This window comes from Sanguibacter sp. Z6_81, from assembly GCF_057180625.1.
Genome location: NZ_JBXUFV010000003.1, coordinates 133,670 through 148,589, shown reverse-complemented (window position 1 = coordinate 148,589; position 14,920 = coordinate 133,670). Strand labels below are relative to the sequence as shown.

General features: G+C 72.2%; 12 protein-coding genes. 7 read left to right on the top strand and 5 right to left on the bottom strand.

Going from position 1 to position 14,920, the window contains the following annotated elements; all coding sequences use genetic code 11:
* Positions 1-5: 5 nt before the first annotated feature.
* Complete coding sequence (gene phoH2, locus AC2AXK_RS09035) at positions 6-1,325, bottom strand: RNA 5'-3' helicase PhoH2 (RefSeq protein WP_484345043.1); 1,320 nt, start codon at positions 1,323-1,325, stop codon at positions 6-8.
* Between the two features lie 407 nt (positions 1,326-1,732).
* On the opposite strand from phoH2, the gene nhaA reads away from it, so the two are divergent.
* Positions 1,733-3,022: a Na+/H+ antiporter NhaA gene (nhaA, locus tag AC2AXK_RS09030; RefSeq protein ID WP_484345042.1), complete on the top strand. Its 1,290-nt coding sequence runs from the start codon at positions 1,733-1,735 to the stop codon at positions 3,020-3,022.
* Here nhaA and AC2AXK_RS09025 read toward each other — a convergent pair.
* Positions 3,019-4,143 carry a sugar kinase gene (locus tag AC2AXK_RS09025; RefSeq protein ID WP_484345041.1) on the bottom strand — a complete coding sequence of 375 codons (1,125 nt, stop codon included), beginning with the start codon at positions 4,141-4,143 and terminating at the stop codon, positions 3,019-3,021. The two genes, nhaA and AC2AXK_RS09025, sit on opposite strands and share 4 nt — an antisense overlap.
* Positions 4,140-4,787 (bottom strand): bifunctional 4-hydroxy-2-oxoglutarate aldolase/2-dehydro-3-deoxy-phosphogluconate aldolase, encoded by a 648-nt coding sequence (gene eda / locus AC2AXK_RS09020; RefSeq protein WP_484345040.1) that lies wholly within the window; start codon positions 4,785-4,787, stop codon positions 4,140-4,142. Before eda ends, AC2AXK_RS09025 begins: the two co-directional genes overlap by 4 nt.
* 112 nt (positions 4,788-4,899) lie before the next feature.
* On the opposite strand from eda, the gene AC2AXK_RS09015 reads away from it, so the two are divergent.
* Together AC2AXK_RS09015 and AC2AXK_RS09010 are read left to right on the top strand one after the other, a co-directional pair.
* Complete coding sequence (locus tag AC2AXK_RS09015) at positions 4,900-5,820, top strand: IclR family transcriptional regulator (protein WP_484345039.1); 921 nt, start codon at positions 4,900-4,902, stop codon at positions 5,818-5,820.
* A gap of 35 nt (positions 5,821-5,855) precedes the next feature.
* Positions 5,856-6,239, top strand: a complete 384-nt coding sequence (locus AC2AXK_RS09010) for a universal stress protein (protein ID WP_484345038.1) — start codon at positions 5,856-5,858, stop codon at positions 6,237-6,239.
* Between the two features lie 28 nt (positions 6,240-6,267).
* Here the strand turns inward: AC2AXK_RS09010 and AC2AXK_RS09005 are convergent, their stop codons facing one another.
* On the bottom strand, positions 6,268-7,392 hold the full coding sequence (locus AC2AXK_RS09005; RefSeq protein WP_484345037.1) for a uroporphyrinogen-III synthase: 1,125 nt from the start codon (positions 7,390-7,392) through the stop codon (positions 6,268-6,270).
* A gap of 372 nt (positions 7,393-7,764) precedes the next feature.
* Here AC2AXK_RS09005 and moaA point away from each other — a divergent pair, with 372 nt between their 5' ends.
* Positions 7,765-8,862 carry a GTP 3',8-cyclase MoaA gene (gene moaA, locus AC2AXK_RS09000; RefSeq protein ID WP_484345036.1) on the top strand — a complete coding sequence of 366 codons (1,098 nt, stop codon included), beginning with the start codon at positions 7,765-7,767 and terminating at the stop codon, positions 8,860-8,862.
* Positions 8,855-9,118 carry a MoaD/ThiS family protein gene (locus AC2AXK_RS08995; protein WP_484345035.1) on the top strand — a complete coding sequence of 88 codons (264 nt, stop codon included), beginning with the start codon at positions 8,855-8,857 and terminating at the stop codon, positions 9,116-9,118. The genes moaA and AC2AXK_RS08995 overlap by 8 nt, the downstream gene beginning before the upstream one ends.
* A gap of 12 nt (positions 9,119-9,130) precedes the next feature.
* Here the strand turns inward: AC2AXK_RS08995 and AC2AXK_RS08990 are convergent, their stop codons facing one another.
* Positions 9,131-11,767 (bottom strand): substrate-binding domain-containing protein, encoded by a 2,637-nt coding sequence (locus AC2AXK_RS08990; RefSeq protein ID WP_484345034.1) that lies wholly within the window; start codon positions 11,765-11,767, stop codon positions 9,131-9,133.
* Positions 11,768-11,839: 72 nt separating this feature from the next.
* On the opposite strand from AC2AXK_RS08990, the gene AC2AXK_RS08985 reads away from it, so the two are divergent.
* Together AC2AXK_RS08985 and AC2AXK_RS08980 are read left to right on the top strand one after the other, a co-directional pair.
* On the top strand, positions 11,840-12,901 hold the full coding sequence (locus tag AC2AXK_RS08985; protein ID WP_484345033.1) for a LacI family DNA-binding transcriptional regulator: 1,062 nt from the start codon (positions 11,840-11,842) through the stop codon (positions 12,899-12,901).
* Positions 12,902-13,052: 151 nt separating this feature from the next.
* A complete protein-coding gene (locus AC2AXK_RS08980; RefSeq protein WP_484345032.1) occupies positions 13,053-14,918 on the top strand; it encodes a glycoside hydrolase family 6 protein in 1,866 nt (621 codons plus the stop codon).
* Positions 14,919-14,920: the final 2 nt, after the last annotated feature.

Below are 14,920 nucleotides of genomic sequence, written 5' to 3'. Positions count from 1 at the left end.
CGCGGTCACACCTCGACGCTCTCGAGCATCTCCGTGACGAGTGCCGCGACCGGGGACCGCTCCGAGCGCGTGAGGGTCACGTGCGCGAACAGCGGGTGCCCCTTGAGCGCCTCGATGACGGCCGCGACGCCGTCGTGGCGCCCCACCCGCAGGTTGTCCCTCTGCGCGACGTCGTGGGTGAGGACCACGCGTGACGACTGACCGATCCGGGACAGGACCGTGAGCAGGACGTTGCGCTCGAGCGACTGCGCCTCGTCGACGATGACGAACGCGTCGTGCAACGAACGTCCGCGGATGTGCGTGAGCGGAAGGACCTCGAGGATCTCCCGCGCGAGCACCTCCTCAAGGACCTCCGTGCTCACGAGGGCACCGAGCGTGTCGAACACCGCCTGCGCCCAGGGGTTCATCTTCTCGGCCTCGGAGCCCGGCAGGTACCCCAGCTCCTGACCCCCGACCGCATACAGGGGTCGGAAGACCATGATCTTGCGGTGCTTGCGCCGCTCGAGCACCGCCTCGAGGCCCGCGCACAGGGCGAGTGCGGACTTTCCCGTCCCGGCCCGTCCGCCCATCGACACGATGCCGATGGAGTCGTCGAGCAGGAGGTCGATGGCGACGCGCTGCTCCGCGGACCGCCCGTGCACACCGAACACGTCCTGGTCCCCCCGGACGAGCTGCACGCGCTTGTCCGCCGTGACACGTCCGAGCGCCGAGCCCCGGGGCGACTGCAGCACCATCCCTTCGTGGCAGTACAGCGCCCCCGCGGCCTCGACCGCTGCGGGGTCGAGCGCCGCGAGCTCGACGGACTCGTTCTCCCACAGGGACGTCATCTCGTGCTCGACCAGCGTGAGCTCCCCCATGCCCGTCCACCCGGAGTCGACCGCCAGCTCGGCGCGGTACTCCTCAGCGCGCAGGCCGACGGCTGAGGCCTTGACCCGCATCGGCAGGTCCTTCGAGACGACGGTCACCGTCGCGCCGCCGTGCGCGAGGTTCGCGGCGACCGCAAGGATCCGCGTGTCGTTGTCCCCGAGCCGGAACCCGTCGGGCAGGACGGCCGGATCGGTGTGGTTGAGCTCGACGCGCAAGGTCCCACCGGCCGTGCCGACCGGGAGCGGCGCGTCGAGCCCGCCGTGCTTGATCCGCAGGTCGTCGAGCATCCGCAGCGCACTGCGCGCGAAGTACCCGAGCTCGGGGTGGTGGCGCTTGCCCTCCAGCTCCGTGATCACCACGATCGGGACGACCACGTCGTGCTCCGCGAACCGCACGAGAGCCCTGGGGTCCGAGAGCAGGACCGAGGTGTCGAGCACGAACGTCCTACGAGTGTCCACAGCGGACTCCCTCCGGCGCTGGCGCGCCACGGTGCTCGGTGCCCGCACGACGTCGCGGGCACCGGGCGGGTGGGTGGGTCGGGCGACCGGTCCGCAGGGGACCGGGGCCGGCCCCCCTGCTCGGAGCGAGAACTCCATGCACGCGGCCTCCCGGGAGCAGCGGATGCTGCCCACACCTGAAAAGTACGCTCGTGTCGTTCTCCGGCATACCCCCCGGAACGGACGAACCTCGATCGTCACGCGATGTTTACCGTGAGCGCGTGCCCCACGGACGCCGCGCGGGGTGCACGCGGCCGGGCTCCCGCGCGGCGCGCGCGGTCGAGGTGCACCCGCGTAAAATTGCCCGTGGCGTGCCGGGACGTCTGTTCGACGGCGAGTCCGCCGACCTCTGCGAGCACCGGAGAACCATGACCTCGAGCACGCCCGACCGGCCCTCGCCCCCCGTGCAGTCCTGGCGCCAGCGGACCCGCTCCTGGCTGGCGCTCGAGACCACCGGTGGGGCACTGCTCATCGCCGCGGCCGTGCTCGCGCTCGCGTGGGCCAACTCGCCGTGGCGGGAGGCGTACCAGGACCTCGCGACGACCACCGTGGGACCTGCCTCGCTGCATCTCGACCTCTCCCTCGCCACCTGGGCGGCCGACGGGCTGCTCGCGATCTTCTTCTTCGTCGTCGGGCTCGAGCTCAAGCACGAGTTCGTGGACGGGTCGTTGCGCAGGCCCAAGCAGGCGGGCGTACCGATCCTCGCTGCCGTCGGCGGGATGGCCGTGCCCGCTCTCATCTTCGTCCTCGTCGTCCACCTCACCGGTGACACGACGGCACGCGGTGGCTGGGCCATCCCCACGGCGACCGACATCGCCTTCGCCCTCGCCGTCCTCGCCGTCTTCGGGCGCGGGCTCCCTGCGGCGATCCGCACGTTCCTGCTCACTCTCGCGGTCGTCGACGACCTCCTCGCGATCGTCGTCATCGCCGTCTTCTACACGGCTGCGCTCGACCTGCTGCCCCTGGGGCTCGCTGTCGTGGGGCTCGTGCTGTTCCGGTTCCTCGTCACACGACAGAAGGTGCGGGTCTGGGCGCTGCTCCCGCTGGCGGTCGTCATCTGGGGACTCGTGCACGCGTCGGGCATCCACGCGACCGTCTCAGGTGTCGCGATGGGCTTCCTCGTGCCGGCGCTCGCGGTGCACGGCGAGAAGCAGCCACGCACGACGACGATGGACCACGCCTGGGCACCGTGGTCGGCAGGCGTGGCGCTGCCGGTGTTCGCCTTCTTCGCCGCGGGCGTGTCCCTCGTGGACGACGGGATCGTCGAGGTCTTCAGCCAGGGCGTCGCGCTCGGGATCGTCGCGGGCCTCGTCGTGGGCAAGCTCGTCGGTGTCCTCGGCACGACGTGGTTGCTCACCCGGCTCACCCCGCTGCGCCTCGCCCAGGGCATCGGGCTGCGGGACCTCCTGCCCGTCGGCCTGCTGGCCGGGATCGGGTTCACGGTCTCGCTGCTCATCGCCGAGCTGTCGTTCTCCGAGGAGTCGATCCACGCTCATGGCGCGAAGGCCGCGGTCCTCCTCGCCTCCGTCATCTCGGCCGCGCTCGCCGCTGTCGCGCTGCGGCACGACGTCCGTCGCGCCCGCAGCGACGACATGAACGACGACGGGATCCCCGACGAGGTCACGGAGCACATCGGGGACCCACGCCCCGGGTCCTAGCGCTGGACGCGCGCGCCGCCACCGGACGCCAGCTTGCGGACCTCGGCGAGGCTCGCGGTCGAGGTGTCCCCCGGCGTCGTCATCGCGAGCGCACCGTGGGCGGCGCCGTACTCCACCGCGGTCGCGAGGTCGTCGAGCTCCATGAGTCCGTAGACGAGACCGGACGCGAACGAGTCACCGCCGCCCACCCGGTCGAGGATCTCGAGGTCGCGGCGGTGCGTGGCCTGCGCGAAGCCCTCCGCGCGGCTCCACGCGATGGCGCCCCAGTCGTTGCGGCTCGCGCTGCGGACCTCCCGCAGCGTCGTCGCGACGACCTGGAAGTTCGGGTACTGCGCGGCTGCCGTCTCGATCATCGACCGGAACGCCGCGGTGTCGAGGTCGGTGAGGGACGCGTCGACGCCCTCGACCTCGAGCCCGAGGCTCGCCGTGAAGTCCTCCTCGTTGCCGATCATCACGTCGACGTGCTGCGCCAGCCGCCGGTTGACCTCCTGCGCGCGCGCCTCGCCGCCGATACCGCTCCACAGGGACGGGCGGTAGTTGAGGTCGTACGAGACGACGGTGCCGTGTGCGCGCGCGGACCGCATCGCTGCCTCGGCGACGTCCGCCGAGGACTCCGAGAGCGCGGCGAAGATCCCCCCGGTGTGCAACCAGCGCACGCCGCGACGCCCGAAGAGGTCGTCCCAGTCGACGTCTCCGGGCTGCATGGCGGCGACCGCGGTGTTCCCGCGGTCCGAGACACCCACCGCGCCACGGACGCCGTAGCCGCGCTCGGTGAAGTTCAGCCCGTTGCGGACCGTGCGGCCGATCCCGTCGTACGGGACCCAGCGGACCAGGTCGGTGGCGAGCCCGCCGGCGAGGATGAAGTCCTCCACGAGGCGCCCGATCTCGTTGTCCGCGAGCGCTGTGACGATCGCGCCGCGCAGACCGAAGCACCGGCGCAGGCCGCGTGCCACGTTGTACTCCCCGCCGCCCTCCCAGACGTCGAAGCTCCGCGCCGTCTTGATCCTCCGTTCGCCGGGGTCGAGGCGGAGCATGACCTCACCGAGGGCCACGACGTCGAGCTCGCACTCGGCAGCCGGGCGGGTGGCCACCGAGCGGCCCGGGATGCTGGGGGTGCTCATGCCGCTGCTCCGTCCTGTGCGGCGAGGCGGACTGCGGCGGCTGCCCGGCGGGTGATCTCGGACCAGTCGCCAGCCTCGATGAGGGCGCGCTCGACCATCCACGACCCGCCCACAGCGAGGACGGACGGGAGAGCGAGGTAGTCCGCCGCCGTGCTGGCCGTGATTCCCCCGGTGGGCACGAACCGCACGTCACCGAACGGCGCGGAGAAGGCCTTCACGGCAGCCGGGCCACCGAGGGTGGCGGCCGGGAAGAGCTTGACTGTCGTCAGCCCGAGAGCCTGGGCATGCATGATCTCCGACGGTGTGGCGACGCCGGGAAGGATGGGCAGGTCGGCGTCGTGGGCCCGGCGGACGATATCGGCATCGGTGCCCGGCGAGACGAGGAACTGCGCGCCGGCGGCGGCCGCGGAGTCCACCTGGTCGGGGCGGACGACCGTGCCCGCCCCGACGACGAGCCCGGGCACCTGGGCGAGCGCAGCGAGGGCGTCCTGGGCTGCTGCGGTCCGATAGGTGATCTCGATGACGTCGAGGCCACCGGCGAGAAGGGCCTCGCCGAGCGGGACCGCATCGGCAGGGTCGTCGATGACGACCACGGGGACGATCTGCGTGGCGGCGAGCGCCGTGACGAGCTGGTCGGAGTTCATGTGTGACCCTTCTTAGCGACCCTGCTAAGTTTCGTATCAGCAAACGGCTATTGGTGATGACGAAATGACCCTACCAAGCGGACACTCCACCCGCTCCACCAGGAGATCGACGATGACCGAGCAGGCCGGCGGTGCCACAGCCCCCACGGACTCCCCCGGCGCCGCATCCGCGGGATCAGCACAGCGGTCCCCGATGGGCAGCGTCGACAAGGCGCTCCTCGCCCTCGTCGAGCTCGCCGCCGCAGGTGTCACAGGCCTGGCCCTCGCCGACCTGTCCGCCAGGCTCGGGCTCAACAAGACCTCGCTCCACCGCACCCTCGCAGCACTGAGGTTCCGCGGGTTCGTCGACCAGGACGCGCGGACCGGACGCTACGTGCTCGGCGTCGGTGCCGCGGCACTCGCCGCTGCCTTCTTCTCCGACGAGAACCTGCCTGCCCTGCTCCGGCCGTGGCTCCTGGAGCTGTGCGCACGCACCAACGAGCTCATCCACCTCGGTGTGCTCACAGGTGCCGAGGTGCTGTACCTCGACAAGGTCGAGCCCGTCAGGCCGGTCCGCGTGTGGTCGTCCGTGGGCGCCCGCCGCTCCGCGTCGACGACGGCGCTCGGCCGCGCGATCCTCGCGCACAGCGCCCCGGGCCGCACGCACACCTCGTGGTACGCCGGTCCCCACCTCGCCGAGGACCAGCTCGTGACGATCCTCGACGACGCATCCGCACGGGGGTACGCGGTCGAGGACGAGGAGAACGAGGTCGGCATCAGCTGTCTCGCCGTCCCGCTCCTGCGTCACGGAAGCCCGGTGGCCGCGATCAGCGTCACGGCCCCCGCGGAGCGGATGACCCCGGAACGCCACGTCGAGCTCGTCGCCACGGTCGTGGCGACGGCGCCGGCCCTGCTGCCCGCAGGCCTCACGCTCCCAGGACCCCTGGGGCGAGGAACGCAGCACCTCCCGGCTCACGGCCCCGGGACGCCTGTGCGCCCCGGGGCAGCTCGTGGCCCTAGGCTGGGCACCGGACGACGCGCGGACGAGACCTGACGTCCGGCAGGCAACTGGCGAGGAATGGGTGCAGCATGACGGTACTTGTGGCCTACAACGAATCCCCCCAGGGCGAGGCGGCGTTCGCCGCCGCCGTCGAGGAGGCGACCCGGCGTAGCACCACGCTCACCGTCCTGGTCCTCACCCCCCAGCCCGACGACGCACCCGTCCCTACGCACCTCACCCACCTGCTGCAGACGCTCGGCGGGGGCATGCGGGACGTCGAGGTGGCGTTCCGCAGCGACCGGATCGACGTGGCGGACGCGATCCTCGACCACGCGGAGAAGGTCGACGCCGAGATGATCGTCATGGGTTCCCGCAAGCGGTCTCCGGTCGGCAAGTTCCTGCTCGGCAGCACCACGCAGCGCGTCCTGCTCGACGCCGCCGTACCCGTGCTCGTCGTCAAGGCCACCCGCTAGCGACCGCTCGGCGGTCACCACTCAGCGGTCACCGCTCGGCGGCGAGGACCAGCCGGTACCCGCGCTTGACGACCGTCCGGATCGCGGTCCGGTCACCGATCGCGTCACGCAGGCGGGCGATCGCGACGTCAGCGGCGTGCGAGTCCTGGGACGCCCCCGGCAGCGCACGGAGCACGTCGGCACGCTGGACGACCCCGCCGCCCGCGGCGACCAGCACCCGCATCACCTCGACCCCGCCCCGGGCCAGCGGGACGACCGCCTCGTCGAGCACCACGGACGTCGCACGGACCTGAAGCACCCCCGCGACCGTGCGCAACGCGTGCTCCCCGAGCGCGGCGTAGTGGGCGACCATCGCCCGGACGAGGCTCCCGAGGCGTCCGCGGTCGGGCACGAGCGGCTCGATCCCCGCGTCCCGGAGCGGCTTCGCCGTGATGGGCCCGACGGCGACCGCGAGCAGCGTCCCGGCTTCGACCCGCTCGCAGATCTCCGGAAGCACGCCCTCGTCCCGCGCGACGTCCAACCAGGCAGCCGCCCCCGGCGCGGACGTGAACACGAAGGCGTCGAGCTCGCCGCTCGCGGTCGCCCGCACCGACGCGCGCAGCGCGGCGGGGTCCGGGGGCGGCCCCCACCGGTACACGACGAGGCTCTGCACGGTAGCGCCGGCATCCCGGAACATCTGGTCGAGACCGTCCGAACCAGCACCGTGGTGCTGGATCGCGAGGTGCAGCCCGTCGACCCCCTCACCGAGCAGGTAGTCGGCGACCTCGGCGGACGTCTCGGACTCCGCGACCCAGTCCGTCTGCAGTCCCACCTGCTGCACGGCGCCGCGGGCCTTGGGGCCGCGCGCGACGATCCGCGCGCGCGAGAGGACCGCGTGCAGGTCACCAGCGAGGCCGACCGCGTCCGCCGCCTCCATCCAGGCGCGGAACCCGATGCCCGTCGTGGCCACGACGACGTCCGGCGGGCACGCGATCACGGCTCGGGTGTCGGCGATGAGCTGCTCGTCGTCGTGGTTGGGGACCATGCTCAGCGCGGGGGCGTACTGCGGCACCGCCCCGCGGCGCGCGAGGGCCGCGCCGAGCTCGGCCGAGCGGCGGTCGGCGGTGATGAGGACGGCGCACCCGGCCATGGGCTGCCCGACATGTGCGTTCATGGGCTCACTCTCGTCTGGGGGACCGTGTCCGGGGCTGCGCCGAGGAGCCCGGTCTCGACGACACCACCGATGCCAGACCGGAACCTGTCCTCGGTCGGCAGCGACCGGGGCAACCCTACCGACCGCCGACCGGGTCTCCGCACGTCGTGGTCGCTCGCCATGTCACCCCGTCCCCGTCCACCCGCGGGCCCCCGCGACGGGCGGCGATGGCACCCGTCCGCCCAGGCTACGAACCGGACGTTTCGCGACCGTTGGTGCCGTGTTTCGGCAGTGCGTCGCGTCCCTCACACGTCGATGCGGTGCGCTGAGAGGTCTCCGCACGGCGCCCGCACCCGTCGGCGCGGCACCAGCGACGGCTGTAGCATCGGCACGATGACGACAGTCGCTCTCGGGATGCCCGCTCCCCTGCGGCCCCGCGCGGCGCAGGAGGCGCCGCGCCCAGCCAGCAGCGCGCTCGTCGACAGGTTCGGTCGGGTCGCCACAGACCTGCGGGTCTCGGTCACCGAGAAGTGCTCACTGCGCTGCACGTACTGCATGCCTGCCGAGGGGCTGCCGGCGATCACCCGCTCGAGCCTCCTCACCCCGCTGGAGATCGCCCGCCTCGTCGGTCTCGCCGTCAACCGGCTCGGTGTCCGCGAGGTGCGTTTCACCGGCGGCGAGCCCCTCATGCGCCACGACCTGCACCACATCGTCGCGGCAGCCAGGGAGGCGGCGCCCGGCGCCCCGCTCGCCATGACGACGAACGCCATCGGACTCGACAAGCGGATCACCGCCCTCGTCGGCGCGGGCCTCACCCGGGTCAACATCTCCCTCGACAGCATCGACCGCGCACACTTCGCCGAGCTCACCCGCCGGGACCGCCTGCCCGACGTCCTCGCGGGGATCGCCGCTGCCCACGCGGCGCTCGGCCCCGTGAAGATCAACGCCGTACTCATGCGCGAGACCCTTGCAGGCGCCGCCGACCTGCTCGCCTGGGCGCTCGACCACGGCTGCAGCCTGCGGTTCATCGAGCAGATGCCCCTCGATGCCGACCAACGCTGGTCCCGCCAGACGCTCGTCCCCGCCCAGGAGCTCCTCGACGCGCTCGCTGGACGATTCACCCTCACCCCCGCCGGGCGCGACGACCCGGCCTCCCCCGCCGAGGACTGGGTGGTCGACGGCGGCCCGGGACGCGTGGGGATCATCGCCTCCGTCACGCGATCCTTCTGCGGGGCCTGCGACCGCACCCGCCTCACGGCCGAGGGGACCGTGCGCTCGTGCCTGTTCTCCGACACCGAGACCGACCTGCGCGCACTGCTGCGTGGCGGAGGCTCGGACGACGACATCGTCGCCGCCTGGCAGGGCGCGATGTGGGCCAAGCCCTTCGCGCACGGCCTCGACGCACCCGACGGCGGCGTCCCGACCCCGGCACTCGCCCGGACGCAGACCTTCGCGACCTCGGCGCGGAGCATGGGAGCCATCGGTGGGTGACGCTGTGCGGTCCCCCGTGCACGTCGCGTACTACGCCGCGGCCGCCGAGGCAGCGGGCCGCACGGACGAGTCCCTCCTCCTGCCGGTCGGCGCGACCGTCGCCGACCTCAAGGCGCTGCTCGTCGAGAGGTACGGCACGCGGATGGAACGCGTGGTCGCGTGCGCGTCGTTCCTCGCAGACGGCACCGTCACCCGGGACGACGCGCACGAGCTGGGTGCCGGGATCGACGTCCTCCCGCCGTTCGCGGGCGGCTGACCGCCCGCGCCGTCACGCGTCGCTCGACACGACGCCGACCGTCGTGGCCAGGGCCTGGCGGAACGCATGCTCGGCGTCGGCGACGTCGCGGAGGCTCGCGACGAGCCCCACCAGCGCCCGCTCGCGCACACGATCGTGCAGCAGGTCGACGCGTTCGCGGGCGTCGACCGCGGTGACACCGTCGAGCAGGACGGCGATCTCGGTCGCGGCGCGCAGCGTCGCGCAGTCTCCCGGACCGGTCGCCCGGAGCACGGCATCGACGACCCCCGTGACGTCCGGAGGCGCACTCCCCTCGTCGGCCCCGGAGAACCGCAGGACGACGAGGGCGCAGTCGTAGCCCGAGAGGCGGTGCGCTCGCTCGACAGCCCTGTCCAGCCGGTCGCGGAAGATCTCGGACGCGACGAGACCCACCATGCCGCTCTGCCTGGCGAGGTCACGCATCGACAGCTCCAAGCACCGGGCGTCCGAGAGGTCCGTGAGCGCACCCACGAGGCGTGAAGGGCTCCCCGCTTCGTTGACCACGGTCACCGCGCGGCACAGCATCCACCGGTAGGTGCCGTCCCCCGCGAGGACGCGGTGCTCGAGGGCCAGCGGTTCCTCCACCCCGGAGAGCTGCGCGGCGATCGCGGTCGCCAGCTCGTCGCGGTCGTCCGGGTGCACGCGGTCCGTCCACTCCTCGAGGGACGACCCGATCTCGGACTCCGCATACCCGAGCGCACTCTTCCACCGGGGTGAGAAGTACACCGAGCCGGTCAGCACGTCCCAGTCCCACATCCCGTCGTACAGCGCCGCCGACGCGAGCGCGTACCGCTCCTCGCTGGCCTGCACCGCCTCGGCGAGTGCGCGCTCCCGCTCCGCCGCGACCTGCAGAGCCTCCCGCTGCTCACGCAGCGAGGCGAGCATGGTCTCCTGGTCGAGTGCTACCGCGAGCATCGCGGCCCACTGGTTGTACTTGTCGCGCGGGCTCGTCGACCGGGTGTCGACGGGGCCGCCGATGCTCAGGTACCCGCGGTCGCTCCCGGCGAACGTCACGGGGATGACGAAGATGACGTCCGTGCGGCCGCCACCGGGCGACCGGGTGAGCGCCGCCGGTGGAAAGTCCCTCATCGCGACCGTCGTCCCCACGAGCCTGCCGCCGGCGGCGCCGACGTCACGCGTCCCGACGATCTCCAGCTGTCGGTCCCCCTCCGGGGTACGACGACCGGTCCAGAGCGCCAACGACGCGGGACCGCGGTGCGACGCCGGCAGCCAGCCGAGCGTCCGGGGGCTCGCGTCGTCGGACCGCATGAGTGCGAGGTCGATCTCGTACTGGCTCACGAGGGTGCGCTCGAGATGGCCCGAGCGTGCCAGCAGAGCGCGGGAGCAGCCCTTCGTCAGGGCCACGGCCATACCCGTCGCGGCCGTCCGCAGCGCACGCGCATGCGCAGGGGACCCCACGCCCTGCCCCGCCTCGATCTCGAGCGCTCGCAGCGCGACGAGCAGCTGCTCGAGCGCTTCAGGGTGGGGGTGCAGCGCCGTCGTCGTGTCGGCGACGCGGCTGAGCGCGGCACTCGTCGGGACGACAGCCCGTTCCGCGGCTGCGACGAGCACCTCGACGACGCCCCGGAGCCACGCCCCGATGCTCGCCTGCGTCTCGCGCTCGAGCCCCGGCAGGCCTGGCAGGACAGCACGTGCCACCTCGCCCAGGTGAGCGGCCGCCGACGGGGCGCCTGGCGGGGCGACGCCCTCGAGCAGCACCCCCGCACGGGAGGTGTCGACGCATCCGCACGACTCCCGGGTGACGAAGGTCGTCTCCGACAGGTGAGCACCGGAGCCCACGTCCTCACCCTCCAGACGGGCGAGCAGGAGGCTCGCTGCGAGCTCTCCGACCCGGTCGTGGTGCGGGTCGACGCTCGACAGACGCGGTCGCGCACGCGCACCCGCCTCGATGCGGTCGAACCCGATGACAGCGTGGTCGGCGGGCAACGACAACCCCTCAGCCCTGAGTCCACGGATGAACCCCAGGGCGTTGCGGTCGGTCGCGGCGATCGTCGCGGTCGTGGGAAAGCCGCGGGCGCGGAGCGTCGCCACGGCCGCGGAACCGCTCGCCTCCTGGTTGTCGGCCGTGATGACGACCCAGTCCTCGGCGGGGTCGATCCCGTTCGCGACGAGCGCCGAGCGGTAGGCCTCGTACCTCTCCCGGATGTCCAGCTGCTCCGGACTGCCGACGAAGCTGATGCGGGTGTGCCCGTGCCCGAGGAGGTGCTCGACCGCCGCCCGGACACCACCCCGGTTGTCGGGTGTGACGACCGGGGCGCGCAGGCCGGCCTCCTGCTCGCTGACGACGACGAGCGGCTTTCCCGAGGCATCGAGCTCGCGCAGGGTGTCCCGGTCGACGGCGGACGTGATGACGATGACGCCGTCCACCGCGTCGAGCCCGACCGTCGCGTCGTAGCGCGGGAGGTTCGGGAAGAGCTCGCGGTCGATGTCGGCCGCGTAGGTCTGCACAGCGACGACCTGGTGACCGCCGGAGCGCAGCGACCGCCCGACGCCTGCCAGGATCTTTCCGAAGTAGAAACCACCGACGACCGGCGAGAGGACGCCGACGGTGAAAGGCCCGGACCGCGCCCTCGGCGGGCTGCTCCCCGCGTGCATCGGCAATGGTGTCATGGTGACCCAGCCTGGCCCTTCGTCGGGTCGAGGAGATGCGCGCACGCGCTCCGTCGAGCATGCTCTGGTCTCGTGGAATCCGAAACTTCCCCTGAATTTACGCAAGCATCTACGAAACGTCCAACAATCACCGACATCGCCCGGGCCGCCGGCGTCTCGATCGCTGTCGTCTCGTACGCGCTCAACGGGCGACCCGGGGTCTCCGCAGCGACGCGGGACCGCGTGATGCGGATCGCTGACGAGCACGGCTGGCGCCCGAGCGCTGCCGCCCGGTCCTTGCGGACCACGTCCCGGTCGATCGGGCTCGCGCTCGTCCGGGGGGACACGGCGACGACCCACCCCGCGCTCTTCATGGACCTCCTCACCGCCGTCCAGGAGACGCTGGCCGCCCACGGGCTCGCCCTCGTGCTCCAGGTGGTGGAGGACCTCGACGCCGCCGTCTCCCTGTACCGGTCGTGGTGGGCGGAGCGGCGCTTCGACGCCTTCGTCGTCACCGACGTCCGCGCTGAGGACCCGCGGGTCGAGACACTGCGCTCCTTGCGCGCACCTGCCGTCGCCGTCGGGCACCCGGACGCGAGCCGCGGGCTCGCCTGCGTGCACGTCGACGACGAGGAGGCGTACGCCCGCATCGGGCGGTTCCTCGCGGGCCTGGGGCACCAGCACGTCGGCCTGGTGACCGGGTCACCTGACCTCGACACGACCGCGCGGCAAGCGCGCGCCCTGCGGGAGGCCTGCGAGGAGAGCGGCGGCAATCTGCTCGTCGTCGACGGAGCCGCCGACCACGAGAGCGCAGCAGGCGCCACACGGCGCATCCTCCTGCCCGACGACGCCCCGTCGGCGCTCGTGCTCACCACCGACCTGGCGGCCGTCACCGCTCTCGACGTGGCCCGCAGGGTGCACAAGGACGTCCCCTGGGACGTCTCTGTCGTCGCTGGCAACGACTCCGCGTCGTGCCGGCTCGCGACGCCCTCGGTGACGGCCCTGCCCTACCCCGTCACGTTGCTCGGCGCCGCCGTCGGGCGGGCTGTCCTGGCGGTGCTGGACGGCGAGCGTGACGTGCGTTCCACCCTCCCGGTAGGCCCGCTCACGGTCCGCGGGACGACCGCTCCGCGCTCGTCGCGCGCTCCCACCTAGATCACGTTCTGGTAACGGAGCCTGGGCTAAACGTTTCACACCTGTGCCGATTCATACCGGGATGCGACGTTCTATCCCACCGGCGCTCCCGTGCCGGTCCGACCTCTCGCCCCGGCGCGGGGTCGGACGAGCCCGACCACCGGAGGATCCCGTGACCCGACCCCCTCAACGGCTGCGCAAAGGCGCGACAGCCGTCACCGTGGGAGCGCTCCTGGCAGCGCCGTTGATCCTCGCGTCCACGACCACAGCGGTCGGGGCCGAGGCCCACGTCGACAACCCGTACGCCGGAGCAGAGCAGTACGTGAACCCGCAGTGGACCGCGAAGGTCGAGGCCGAGGCCGCTGCCGTCGAGGCCAGCGACCCGGAGCTCGCAGCCCAGATGCGCGCCATCAAGAACGAACCGACCGCCGTGTGGATGGACCGGATCGGAGCGATCGGTGGGAACGTCGACGGCCCCGGCCTGAAGTTCCACCTCGACGAAGCACTCGAGCAGAAGCAGGGCAGCACGCCCCTCGTGCTCAACCTCGTCATCTACGACCTGCCCGGGCGCGACTGCTTCGCGCTCGCCTCGAACGGCGAGCTCCCCGCGACCGACGCAGGGCTCGAGCGGTACAAGACCGAGTACATCGACGTCATCGCGGACCTCCTCGACAACCCGGAGTACGCCGGGATCCGCATCGCGGCGACCATCGAACCGGACTCCTTGCCGAACCTCACGACGAACATGGCCGACCCCAAGTGCCAGCAGTCTGCCCCCTACTACAAGGAAGGGGTCGCGTACGCGCTGGACCAGCTGCACGACATCCCGAACGTCTACACGTACGTCGACGCCGCCCACTCGGGCTGGCTCGGCTGGCCCGAGAACGCTGCGGGCTCGGTCGCGACGTTCGTCGAGGTCGCCCGGCTCACCGAGGACGGTTTCGCGTCGATCGACGGCTTCGTGACGAACACCGCCAACACCACCCCGCTCGTCGAGCCGTACCTGCCCAACCCGGCCCTGACGGTCGGCGGGCAGCCGGTCCGGTCGTCCTCGTACTACGAGTGGAACTCGGACTTCGACGAGATCGACTGGACGGCGAACCTCTACTCACGCCTCGTGGCTGCCGGGTTCCCCTCGACCATCGGCATGCTCATCGACACGTCCCGCAACGGGTGGGGCGGGCCTGACCGCCCCACGGCACCCAGCACCTCGACGAACCTCGACACGTACGTCGACGAGTCGCGCATCGACCGTCGGACCCACCGCGGCGCATGGTGCAACCCGGCAGGCGCGGGCATCGGCGAGCGTCCGCAGGCGACCCCCGCCGGCTACGACGCGTCCCACCTGGACGCGTTCGTCTGGATCAAGCCTCCGGGCGAGTCGGACGGGTCCTCCTCGGAGATCGCGAACGACGAGGGCAAGGGCTTCGACCGGATGTGCGACCCGACCTACGCGTCGGACAAGCTCGGCGGGGAGCTCACCGGAGCGCTCGCCGGGGCTCCTGTCTCCGGCAAGTGGTTCTCGGCGCAGTTCCGCGAGCTCGTGGCGAACGCCTACCCGCTCATCCCCGCGACGGGCGAGCCGACGGACCCGACCGACCCGACGGACCCCACGGACCCCACCGATCCGACGGACCCCACGGACCCCACCGATCCGACGGACCCGACTGATCCGACGGATCCCACGGACCCCACCGATCCGACGGACCCGACTGATCCCACGGACACCACCTGCGACGTGACCTACACGGCCAACAGCTGGAACACCGGCTTCACCGCGTCGGTGAGGGTCACCAACACCGGCACGTCGGCGCTCAACGGCTGGGCACTGTCGTTCGCGTTCCCGACGGGTCAGCAGGTCACCCAGGCGTGGTCCGGCACGGCGAGCCAGTCGGGCGCCAACGTCTCGATCACGAACGCGTCCTGGAACGGCACGCTCGCACCGGGCGCTTCCGTCGACGTCGGCTTCAACGGTTCCCACTCCGGGACGAACACGGCACCCACCGCGTTCGCGCTCAACGGCGCCGCCTGCAGCTGACG